Origin of the sequence: Neorhizobium sp. P12A (assembly GCF_008365395.1) — a bacterium.
Taxonomy (GTDB): Bacteria; Pseudomonadota; Alphaproteobacteria; order Rhizobiales; family Rhizobiaceae; genus Rhizobium.
In genome coordinates this window covers 656,048-667,677 of the sequence record NZ_QOVX01000002.1, presented here as the reverse complement: position 1 = coordinate 667,677, position 11,630 = coordinate 656,048, and the positions used below count along the sequence as shown (strand labels likewise).

Annotated in this window: 9 protein-coding genes; 1 reads left to right on the top strand and 8 read right to left on the bottom strand. The window is 59.9% G+C overall.

All coding sequences use genetic code 11. The annotated features are described in order from the left end of the window. Nucleotides 1-137: 137 nt before the first annotated feature. On the bottom strand, nucleotides 138-2,090 hold the full coding sequence (locus DTW90_RS09240; RefSeq protein WP_149337810.1) for an acetoacetate--CoA ligase: 1,953 nt from the start codon (nucleotides 2,088-2,090) through the stop codon (nucleotides 138-140). Nucleotides 2,091-2,241: 151 nt separating this feature from the next. On the opposite strand from DTW90_RS09240, the gene DTW90_RS09235 reads away from it, so the two are divergent. After that, a complete protein-coding gene (locus DTW90_RS09235; RefSeq protein WP_149337808.1) occupies nucleotides 2,242-4,131 on the top strand; it encodes an AsmA-like C-terminal region-containing protein in 1,890 nt (629 codons plus the stop codon). Nucleotides 4,132-4,195: 64 nt separating this feature from the next. Here the strand turns inward: DTW90_RS09235 and DTW90_RS09230 are convergent, their stop codons facing one another. The 7 genes from DTW90_RS09230 to DTW90_RS09200 all read right to left on the bottom strand — a co-directional run bounded on the left by DTW90_RS09230 (nucleotide 4,196) and on the right by DTW90_RS09200 (nucleotide 11,507). Next, on the bottom strand, nucleotides 4,196-5,014 hold the full coding sequence (locus DTW90_RS09230; protein ID WP_132521276.1) for an ABC transporter permease subunit: 819 nt from the start codon (nucleotides 5,012-5,014) through the stop codon (nucleotides 4,196-4,198). A gap of 3 nt (nucleotides 5,015-5,017) precedes the next feature. After that, nucleotides 5,018-5,929, bottom strand: coding sequence for an ABC transporter permease subunit (locus DTW90_RS09225; protein ID WP_132521664.1), 912 nt, complete (start codon nucleotides 5,927-5,929; stop codon nucleotides 5,018-5,020). Nucleotides 5,930-5,933: 4 nt separating this feature from the next. Then, complete coding sequence (locus tag DTW90_RS09220) at nucleotides 5,934-7,076, bottom strand: ABC transporter ATP-binding protein (protein ID WP_149338410.1); 1,143 nt, start codon at nucleotides 7,074-7,076, stop codon at nucleotides 5,934-5,936. Between the two features lie 135 nt (nucleotides 7,077-7,211). After that, nucleotides 7,212-8,312 carry a polyamine ABC transporter substrate-binding protein gene (locus DTW90_RS09215; RefSeq protein ID WP_149337806.1) on the bottom strand — a complete coding sequence of 367 codons (1,101 nt, stop codon included), beginning with the start codon at nucleotides 8,310-8,312 and terminating at the stop codon, nucleotides 7,212-7,214. A gap of 247 nt (nucleotides 8,313-8,559) precedes the next feature. After that, nucleotides 8,560-8,946, bottom strand: coding sequence for a hypothetical protein (locus DTW90_RS09210; protein WP_149337804.1), 387 nt, complete (start codon nucleotides 8,944-8,946; stop codon nucleotides 8,560-8,562). 144 nt (nucleotides 8,947-9,090) lie between these two features. Continuing rightward, nucleotides 9,091-10,119 (bottom strand): DUF1254 domain-containing protein, encoded by a 1,029-nt coding sequence (locus DTW90_RS09205; RefSeq protein ID WP_149337802.1) that lies wholly within the window; start codon nucleotides 10,117-10,119, stop codon nucleotides 9,091-9,093. 17 nt (nucleotides 10,120-10,136) lie between these two features. Then, the gene (locus DTW90_RS09200) at nucleotides 10,137-11,507 is read right to left on the bottom strand and encodes a DUF1254 domain-containing protein (RefSeq protein WP_149338408.1); all 1,371 of its coding nucleotides are present in this window, start codon (nucleotides 11,505-11,507) and stop codon (nucleotides 10,137-10,139) included. Nucleotides 11,508-11,630 lie beyond the last annotated feature (123 nt).

Here is an 11,630-nt window from a genome sequence, read left to right as displayed (position 1 = left end):
GCGGGGAAGCTCCTTGCCGCCAAACTCATGAGGCGGCCCCAAGTTGGGTTTACCTTTGACCCACGCCTCTTAATGCGGGGTTAAGATCGGAAGGCCAGCTTTTGCCTGTTAAATCTGGCCTTCGGGTCCCCGATTCCTCAGCTCTTCAATTCCTCGAGCCCGTCGAACAGGCGCAATGCATCCGGGTTGGCGAGCGCTTCCCTGTTCTTGACAGGGCGGCCGTGGACGACCTCGCGTACGGCGAGTTCGACGATCTTGCCCGACTTGGTGCGCGGAATGTCGGCAACGGCGATGATCTTTGCCGGCACGTGACGCGGCGAGGCGCCGGAGCGAATGCGATTGCGGATTGCCTTGGCAAGGCCCTCCGTCAGCTCCACCCCTGAGGCGAGGCGGATGAAGAGGACGACGCGGACATCATCTTCCCAATCCTGGCCGATGCAAAGCGCCTCCGCGACCTCGGGCATTTGCTCGACCTGATTATAGATCTCAGCTGTACCGATCCGCACGCCGCCCGGATTGAGCGTGGCGTCGGAACGGCCGTGGATGATAAGGCCGCCATGCTCCGTCCATTCGGCGAAATCGCCGTGGCACCAGACGTTGTCGAAACGCTCGAAATAGGCGGCGCGGTATTTGACGCGATCCGGGTCGTTCCAGAACATGACCGGCATTGAGGGAAATGCCCTGGTGCAGACCAGTTCGCCCTTCTCCTCGCGAACGGGTTTGCCGTCCTCGTTCCAGACATCGACCGCAAGGCCAAGGCCCGGCCCCTGGATCTCACCACGCCAGACCGGCGACAGCGGATTGCCGAGCACGAAGCAGGAGACGATATCGGTGCCGCCGGAGATGGACGCAAGCTGGATATCGCTCTTGATTCCGTCATAGACGAAGGTGAAGCCTTCTGGCGACAGCGGCGACCCGGTCGACGTCATCAGCCGCAGGCTGGAGAGATCATGGGAGCTGATCGGCGTGATGCCGCTCTTGCGGACAGCATCGATATATTTTGCGGAGGTGCCGAAGATCGCGAACTTCTCTTCCTGTGCATAGTCGAAGAGGACATTGCCATCGGGCGCGAAGGGCGAGCCGTCATAGAGGCAAAGCGTCGCACCTGCCGCCAATCCGTTCACCAGCCAGTTCCACATCATCCAGCCGCAGGTGGTGAAATAGAACACCTTATCGCCGGGCCGCACACCGCAATGAAGACGGAGCTCCTTGACCAGTTGCAGCAGCGTTCCGCCGGCTGAGTGGACGATGCATTTGGGAATGCCGGTCGTGCCCGAGGAAAACAGGATATAGAGCGGGTGTGCGAAGGGAAGCGGAACGAACTCCACCGCCTTTGCCGGGAACGGCGCGATGAAGGCATCAAGCGTCTTCGAACCCGGCACTGCCGCTGCGACGGAGGGTGCATCGCCGGCATAGGGGACGATGACTGCAGGCGTGTTCAGGCGGCTGGTGATGGCGGCGACTTTCTCGCTCACCTCCTGGAGCTTGCCATTATACCAGTATCCGCTGCAGGCGATGAAGAGCTTGGGCTCGATCTGGCCGAAGCGGTCGAGAACGCCCTGTTCGCCGAAATCGGGCGAGCAGGAGGACCAGATGGCACCGATCGAGGCTGCTGCAAGCATGCAGGCGATGGTTTCGGGCATGTTCGGCATCATCGCAGCGATGCGATCACCCTTGCGAATGCCGATCGCGCGATAGGCCTGCTGCAGCCGCGAGACCGTTGCCGTCAGCCGATCCCAGGACCAGCGGTCGCGCACCTTGTCTTCACCGCGGAAGATCAGCGCATCCCCCTCGCCGCTCTCAGTCAGAAGATTCTCGGCGAAGTTCAGTTCGGCATCGGGAAAGAAGCGCGCGTCCAGCATCCGGTCGCCATCGACGAGCGCTCTTTCGCCTCTGTTTCCCTTGATGCCGCAGAAATCCCAGACAGCCGTCCAGAAGCTCTCCCGATCTTCGATCGACCAGGCATGAAGGCCGGCGAAATCCGACAGGGACAAGCCGAAACGCTCGTTGCAGGCCTGCATGAAGGCATACATCGGGGCTTGCCTGCGGGCCTCTTCGGAAGGCGTCCAGAGCGGTATTTCATTCTGCATTGCATCACCTCCATTTCGTGACTTCTATATCATGCTGCATCGCCTATAAAAACGATGTTCGCCGAGCGGCATTTGCATATCAGAAGCATTTCCTATATCGGGCAAACGCAGGCAAAATCATGCGCAACTGTTTGAAAGTTTCCGCAGCATCATGAGGGCGTCAAGAAATAGAAGATGGCGGCTTGCCATGAGGTCTGTGGGGCGATGGCTGCCTGCCGTTGCGCGCACGACGGGCACGGTCGTGCTCACGATCGTCATCGTTTTTGCCGTATTCCGGGCAACGGCCCCCTTCCTGATTTCCAGCGGCCTCGTGCGTTCGGGCATCGAGGACGTGCTGTCGAAGTGGACGGGCTACAAGGCGGAGATCGAGGGCGCGCCGACGCTCGACTTTTGGCCGACGCCGCGTGTCACGCTCAACCAGGTGACCATTCGCGAGCGTACCACCGATGGCAAGGTGCTCGGTCATGTCGACAGCCTGTCCGCCGATTTTTCGCTGTGGGCCGCCATCAGGGGCCGTGCAGATTTTCATGAATTTCATTTCCTCCGCCCGATCATCTACATCCGCCGCGACGAAGCCGGCCTGATCGACTGGACGAATGAGGGGCTTCTCGCCAAGGCGATCGACCGGGCGGAACGTTCTTCTTCCACTACGCCGGGCATGAGGCCCGACCAGGACGCCAAGATCGGCACGCTGACCATCGAAGACGGCATATTGCAGATGGCCGACGAGCGCAGCGGCAACACCTACAAGCTCGACAGCATCAATGCGGATATTTCCTGGCCCCGCCTTTCCCGTCCGATGAGCGCCGTTCTACTGGCCCGTCTCAACGGTCAGGACATCAAGGTCGATTTCAATTCGGATCAGCCGCTGCTCTTCTTTGCCGGAAAGAACGTCGACGCCAAGACGACCTTCACCTCTCCCATGATCAGGGGCAGCTTCACCGGAACTACCAATATCTCCAATTTTTCGGCTCTCGCAGGCAACCTTGATCTTGCCATTCCAGACGTGCCGTCATTCCTGGTCTGGAGCGGCGAGCATTTGCCGGGCGGCGACACGCTGAAGAGCGTCTCGCTCAACGCCAATATCTCCACAGTCTCCAGCGGCCTGCGCTTCAACGACCTCAGCTTCAAGGTCAATGACGCGGCCGCAACAGGCATCATGGATTTCGGCTACACGGCCGCCGGCAAGCCGAAAATCTCCGGCACGCTCGCCTTCGACCAGATGAACCTCAATCCGTTCCTGGCAGCCTTTTCGATGCGGCTTGCGGCGGATACGGCAATCGACGCGTTGCTCAACGGCAATCCCCTGCAGCGCCTGGACATGGATGTCAGGCTGTCGGCAAAAAATGCCGCGCTCGGTCCGTTCCGGTTCGACGACATCGGCGCAAGCCTGCTCGTTGCCGGCGGTACAGCCAAATTCGATATCGGCGACAGCTCTTTCGAGGGCGGCGACCTGACCGCGCATCTCGAAGTGATGGAGCGCGATTTCGACGGTGGCGGCAAGCTGCAGATTTCCATCCGCGATGCCGATTTCGGCGGATTGATCAGCCGGCTGAAACTGCCGGGCCCGCTGCCTCTTGCAACTGGCTCGCTCGATCTGTCGCTCGCAACGTCAAAGCCAATCTGGGCCGCCAATCTTTCCGACGTAACAGGCACGCTGCACTTCCGGGGCAAGGCCGGTTCCTTCCGTCAGTTCAACATCTCGGCCTTCCGGGCGCTCGCAACCCAGAAGACATTCTTCCGAATGAGCGATGTCGCCGATACCGCCTTTGATTTCGACAGCATCAGCGCCAACGCAACGGTTGCCAAGGGATCGGCAGATGTTCGCGATCTCAAGATCGTCGGACGCAACGAGACGATAACGCTGAACGGCTTGATACCCTACCGCAGCAATGGCCTGGCGCTTTCCGGGACCCTTGCAGCGACCGATCCAGCAAATGCAGCTGATCTGCCGATGCTGCCGTTCTTCCTCGGCGGCACCTGGCCCGATCCTGTCGCCTCGCCCGTCACCGCCCTTCTGCAGAAGCCTCCGGCCCAATAGAACTCCGGCGCTTTCCCCCTGAAGCGCCGGCAATCTCTAACCTTTTTGCTTTTTCAATGCCGCTTCAGCGGCCTGCAGCAGCCGCCTGCTCATCGCGCTGGCGCTGCACCTCGCGGCGCTTGGTCACGACTGACGCGCAGATGACGCCGATCGCTACGATGCCGACGAGAATGGTGCAAATTGCATTGATCTCGGGCGTCACGCCGAGCTTCACCTGGCTGTAGATCAGCATCGGCAGGGTCTTGGCACCGGCCCCGGATGCAAAGCTTGCAATGACCAGATCGTCGAGCGACAGGGTCAACGCCAGCACCCAGCCGGAAAAGACAGCGGGTGCGATGATCGGCAGCGTCACCTCGAAGAAGGTGCGAACCGGGGTCGCACCGAGATCGAGTGCCGCCTCCTCGATCGAGCGATCGAAGCTCAGCAGCCGCGACTGCACGACAATGGCGACAAAGCACATGGTCAGCGTCGTATGCGCTAGCGTGATCGTCCAGAAGCCGCGTTCGACGCCAGCCGTCACGAAGAGCAGAAGCAGCGACAGGCCGGTGATGACGTCAGGCATGACCAGCGGCGCATAGACCATGCCTGAAAACAGGATGCGTCCGCGGAACCGCGTGTAACGCACCAGCGTCAGCGCCGCGAGAGTGCCGAGAACGGTGGCAAGCGTTGCCGAGAGAAGGGCGATGCGCACCGTCAGCCAGGCCGCGTCGAGCATGTCGGTGTTCTGCAGGAGGCGGCCGTACCACTGCGTCGAAAAGCCGGCCCAAACGGTAACGAGCCTGGACGCATTGAAGGAGTAGATCACGAGCAGCAGGATCGGCAGATAGAGGAAAGCAAGGCCGAGCGTGACCGAAACGATGTTGAAGCGGGACCATTTGAGCATCGTCTATCTCCCCGCCTCGTCGGCCTTGGCCTGCGCGTTCTGGAAAAACACAATCGGGATGACGAGGACCAGAAGCAGGATGGTCGCGACCGCCGATGCCACCGGCCAGTCGTGGTTGCCGTAGAATTCCGACCAGAGCGTCTTGCCGATCATGAGGGTTTCGGAACCACCGAGCAGATCGGGGATGACGAATTCGCCGACGGCAGGAATGAAGACCAGCATGCAGCCGGCGATGACGCCGGGGATCGACAGCGGGAAGGTCACCCGCCAGAAGGCCGTGATCGGCGGACAGCCGAGATCCTGCGCCGCCTCGATCAGCGTGCCGTCCATCTTTTCCAGCGAGGAATAGAGCGGCAGCACCATGAAAGGCAGATAGGAATAGACCATGCCGATATACACGGCCGTGTTGGTATTCAGGATCACAAGCGGCTGATGGATGATGCCGAGATAGAGCAGCAACTGGTTCAGAAGCCCGGTCGTGCTCAGGATCGCCATCCAGGAATAGACGCGGATGAGGAAGCTCGTCCAGAAGGGAAGGATGACGAGCATCAGCAGCGTCGGGCGAATAGAGCGCGGCGCTTGCGCCATGCCGTAGGCGATGGGATAGGCGACCAGAAGCGTGAGCAGGGTCGAGATGCCGGCGATCTTCAGGCTCTGGAGATAGGCATTGAAATAGAGCGGATCACCCGCAAGCCAGGTGTAATTGTCGAAGCTTAGCTGCTGGAACTTGTCCCACAGACCGCTGATGCCGTCGGCGAGGTAGAAGGCCGGCGTATAGGGCGGCACTGCGACTTCAGTCGTTGACAGCGAAATGCGGAAGACGATGAAGAAGGGCGCGAGGAAGAAGAGCAGCAACCAGGCAAAGGGGATGATGATGACGAGGCGCTGGGTGAATGACGAACCGATCGATTTCATCATCTCAATCCTTCAAGAGCACGCCGGCATTCTCGTCGAAGGATACCCAGACCTGCTGGTCGTAGCCGAAGGGTTCCTCGACCGCTCGCACGGCGTTCAGCGAGGAGGCCTTCACCACCTGGCCGTTCTTCAGCCTGACGTGGAAGACAGTCATGTCGCCGAGATAGCCGATGTCCCAAATTTCGCCTTCGGTCGCGTTGGTGGAGGCGTTGGCTGGCGCATTCCTGCTGACGCGCAGCTTTTCCGGGCGGACGGCAAAACCAGCGCGGCTGCTTGCGGCCGGGCTTTCGGTCGTCGCGGTCCTTATCGTGAAGCCGTTGTCCACCGCGATCTCGACGATGCCTGATGCGGCTGTCGTGACATTTCCGTCGAAGATGTTCACGTCGCCGATGAAGTCAGCAACGAAGCGGCAGTTCGGGGCCTCGTAAACCTCGGCCGGCGTTGCCACCTGTACCACCTTGCCGTGGCTCATGACGGCGATGCGGTCGGCCATGGTCATCGCCTCTTCCTGGTCGTGGGTGACGACGACGAAGGTGAGGCCGAGGCTCTGCTGAAGGTCCATAAGCTCGAACTGGGTTTCCTCGCGCAGCTTCTTGTCGAGCGCGCCGAGCGGCTCGTCGAGCAAAAGCACCTTGGGGCGCTTGGCAAGCGAGCGGGCGAGAGCCACGCGCTGACGCTGGCCGCCGGAAAGCTGATTGGGCTTGCGCTTGGCGAACTGCTCCAGCTTCACGAGCTTCAGCATCTGCGCGACGCGCTCGGCGATTTCGTTCTTCGGCATGCCGTCCTGTCGCAGGCCGAAGGCGATGTTCTTTTCGACCGTCATATGCGGAAAGAGCGCGTAGGACTGGAACATCATGTTGACGGGGCGGCGATAGGGCGGCGTGCCGGCAAGGTTCTGGCCGTCGAGGACAATTTCGCCCGAGGTCGGCTGCTCGAAGCCGGCGAGCATGCGCAGAAGCGTGGACTTGCCACAGCCGGAGGCGCCGAGAAGTGCGAAGAATTCGCGGGTGTAGATATTGAGCGAGAGATCGTCGACGGCGGTGAAATCGCCGAATTTCTTAGTGACATTATTGAAGGAAATGAACGGCTTTTCAGAAGGATCCGTCCAGGGAGCAAAGGAACGCCGGATATTGCCGAGAGACTTCATCATCTATCCCCAAATGAAGCGCAGCGAAGACGGCTCTTCCCCATCCGCCCTGCCCGCTTAAAGCGTGCTGCACACTTTTGCGCGACATGCTCTAAAGAAAGGCCCGGGCGTTGCCGCCCGGGCCGGATGTGTCGGTTATTGGCCGGTCAGGACCTTGGTCCACAGTCGCGTCGCGAGACGCTGCGTTTTCGCATCCCATGGCTTCACGGTGAAGAGCAGGTTCTTCATCATGTCTTCAGTCGGATAGACGGCCGTGTCGTCCAGCACTTCCTTGTTCATGAACTGCTGCGATGCCTTGTTGCCATTGGCATAGGAAACGAAGTTGGATGCCTTGGCGATGACCTCAGGCTTCATCATGTAGTTCAGGAATTCATGCGCTTCGGCGACATGCGGCGCATCGGCCGGGATCGCCATCACGTCGAACCACATCTGCGCGCCCTGCGACGGGATGGAGTAGTCGACGTTCACGCCGTTCTTGGCATCGGCTGCGCGATTGCGGGCCTGCAGTACGTCGCCGGAATAGCCGAAGGCGACGCAGATGTCGCCGTTTGCCAGCGCATTGATGTATTCGGAGGAGTGGAACTTGCGGACATAGGGCCGGATCGAGGTCAGCAACTCCTCGACCTTCTTGAAATCTTCCGGCTTGTTGGAATTCGGATCAAGGCCGAGATAACGCAGAGCCCCGGGGATAACGTCCTTCGGCGCATCAAGAATATAGATGCCGCAATCCTTGAACTTGGCGGCAATCTTCGGATCGAAGATCACTTCCAGGCCCGGCTTGGCGTCGGTGCCGAGAATCTGCTTCACCTTGTCGACATTGTAGCCGATGCCGTTGGTGCCCCACATGTAGTCGACGGCATATTCGTTGCCGGGATCGTAAGCTGCGATGCGCTGCTGCACCATGTCCCACATGTTGGACATGTTCGGAAGCTTGGACTTGTCGAGCTTCTGGAATACGCCGGCCTGGATCTGGCGCTGCAGGAAGTCGGCGCTCGGCACGACCACGTCATAGCCCGTATGGCCCGCGAGCAGCTTGGTCTCCAGCGTCTCGTTGGAATCGAAGGTGTCGTAAACGACCTTGATGCCGGTTTCCTTGGTGAAGTCGGCGAGCACGGAATCGTCGATATAGTCCGACCAGTTATAAATATTGACCACCCGGTCTGCGGCGGAGGCGGAGGCTACCAGTCCGACAGCAAAGAATGCGGTCGCTGCCAAGCGCTTGAAAATGGATTTCATTGTCTCTCCTGTTCCGTTCAAGGGCATCTTTGCGATACCCAACCCTCTGTTTTTCCCGTCAGACTAGAAAGGAATTCGGACGGCCACAAGGGGAAAGATGAGGAGCGAGACGGTTTTGCAAAACTGCGAAAATGGGAAGGCCGACGCCCGCTGGTCCCGGCTTGCGAAACCGCAGGCGCCTTCTTTCCTGTCGTCTCTCAGCGACCCTTCCTGCTTCGCAAGCGGTTGGGACATCGCAAGCGCACGATCAGCGGCAGTAATCCCAGTACCCGCGAGTCTGGGAGCTGTTGGACCAGTACCAGCACAGGCTAGGACTTGGCGGACGCGGTGCCACCGCAACTGCCGTTGCGGCAACGACGGTACCAAGTGCTACGCCTGCCACGACCGTCCCGTAATATGGCCGGCGGACCCAGGGTCGATAGTATGGACGCCTCGCGACTGTCGTCGAGCCGTGGTGGACGACTGTGTTACCGGCAGGCCCGCGACGAACCGTCGTGCCATGGCGCCTGATAACCTCGACCTTATGGACAAGTGGACCGGCAGGCGCCATCTGGATCGTGGGAATGTTGCCCATCGGCATGGCACCCACCACCTCCGGCGAAACGACCATCATCAATGCCATCAAAAATTTCATTGACTTCCTCATATCGCGATCTCCTCAATCGTCGTCTTTCAGGTTTTCAATGGGGCCGTTTTCCCAGCTCTGCTGGCGAAATCTATATTAGCGTATCCTGCATTATCTGTCGGGGCTTGGCGCATGGCTGAACTATACGCGGGGTCAATCTGCCGGCTCCGCCTTCGGAAAGGTCCATTTGCCATCGATGATGTCCGGCGAAGGGCGATAGAGGCGCACCATGTAGTTCCAGCCCTTGGTGATAGGCAGGCAATTGGCAATCTTCCCGTCGCAGCCACCGAACTGGACATGCACCGATCCATCGCCGTCTGCTTTGGCCGTCAGGTTGTTCAGCGTATAGGCGTTCAGCTTGTTGGCCCGGTAGTAGCCCTTCGCGTCATAGACGCTTATCGACCAGAAGCCGTCCACCGGCACGTCCTTGACGTCGAGACCGTAGACGGTCTTGCCCTCGTTCTGGTCTGGCGTGACGTTGAGATAGATCGCCTCCTTCTCGGGATTGCCGCCCCACGCGGAGGCAGCGCCGATCAGTCGTCGAACGGGATCGACCTCATCCTTTGTCCCGAACATGTGGTTCGTGTCCGGCAGCGTCGAGGCAAGTTCCAGCAGCGCCGCCCTGACCTTTGCCTGGCTTACCTGATCCCATTTCGGAACCTCGAAACTGCCGGACGCGGATTGCTCCACCTTGATTGCATCCTGCAGGTCATGCGCCTGCTTCATGTCGTCCGGGTCTTGCGGGTTAACCAGCGTCCGCACACCCACGATCACATATCGCGTGCCGATCTTATCCTTTGAAAGCGTATAGCTTCCGGCCTTATAGGTGACCTCGGGCGTGTATTGATCCTCATCGATCACCTGCATCGACATGAAGCGCTTGCCGGCATCCGGCATCGTGATGGTGACAGGGCCGGCGTCGAGATCGAAGACTGCAGCGGAATAGAGCGTGTCGCGGTTCGTCCGGATGACGAGCTGCTTGTCGATCGGGCTGAGCTGGCGATGGTGCATGAATTTTCCGAAGCCGTCGTCCTTGGCTATGTTGCTGAAATAGAGATCGGATTCAGCCCGGACGAAATTGTCCGGCGTAACGGGAACGGCATCCCCCTTCGTCTGCGGGAATGCCGGACCGGCGCAGATCAGCGCCAGAAACGCAACCGTGGTCAGGTATCTATTCGTCATGGCGGCCTTCTCCTCGATCAGCTCGTGCGTTCCAGCGGCGGTGCCTTCCATTTTCCGTCGATCGCCTCCTGCTTCGGCCAGTAGAGACGCATGACCACGAAGAACGGCCCTTCCGGCGCGGGCAACCAGTTGGCCTCAATGTCCTTGTCCGGCGAGTCGTGCTGGATATGGAGGGTGATACCGCCGTCGGCGTCGCGCTTGAGATCGGGAAGCATCGGCGAGTTGATCAGGTAGCGATTGAGCGGATTGGCGCTGAGAAGGCTGGATGGGAGTTTGTAGAGGGTCAGCGACCAGAAGGCATTGACCGGTGGCAATCCGTCCGGTCCGAAGTGCACTGTATATTTTGCGCTGCCATCAAGCGATTTGCCCTGGGAATCGATGAAATAAACGGGATAGAGCGCCTCTTCCTTGGAGTTGCCGTAGATGCCGAGCACTGCGCCCGCCATGCGGGACATATAGTCGCCGTTCAGGAAGGCACGTGTCCCGAAGCCGTTGGCGCTGGAGCGCTTGCCGGTATCTAGCTCGGTTTTCTTGTAGTCGGCGAATTCCGCCCAGGCATCGGCCATGCCCGCCTTGATCGCCTTCTGCAGATCTGGCGGCAGCGCCTTCGGATCGAATACCTTGCCTCCCCCGACGCCGATCTTGGCGAAGCGCGCCATGATGTCAATTTCGGCAGGATTGGTTGGGCAGAACGGCAGGATGAAATTAAGAACGGCGAAGAAGCGCGGCGACGTCTTCTCCGCCTTGCCGCTCAACGGCTTGATGAAATCGATCTTCGGCGCTGCCGCGGGCGCAGGCTTGCCGAGAAATGCCGATAGAGGCTCCACCTTGTAGCCGGCCTGTATCTTCTTAACATTGTCTATATCGGTGGGGTTGAAGAGCTGCGTGCGATAGAGCGCCATTGCGAGTTCCGTCTCGCAATGGATGACTGCCTTGATGCCGGGAGGCGTCTCGCCCGTCCAGCCGGGTCCGACCAGCAGGAACTTGCCGGCCTCGTTGCCGGTGGCGCGGCTGCCGACATAGGCGAAGTTGAAAGTGTACATGTCGATGAACTGGATCGAATAGTACCGGCCCTTCTCGACCTCGGGCACGGTGAAGACCAGCGGCTCCGCCCGCAGATCGATACCGACAGAGGAATAAGGCGTATCGGAATTCGGCGTCTGGATCGCCTTGTCGTCAGGCGTATAGACCCTCGCCGTATTGAAGAGCGTATTCCAGTTGCCCTTGTATTCCGGGTCCTTCTTGTCGACGAAATAGGCATACTGGATGCGATAGTTGTCGACCATCGGGAAGCCGTAGATCGTTGCCTCCTTGGCGATTGCCCGCGCCTCCTGAGGCGTCGCATCCAGCGCTGGCCCCTTCGCCGCCGCCGCAGTCGGCATCAGCATCCGAGGCAGAAAGGCGACGGCCGCGCCCGCTGCCACAAAATCCCGTCTCCGCAGCATCGCAAATCTCCCCATGACGCCGACCATTCGGATCTGGAGTGTCGGATGGCGATGGTTCGAAAGGAA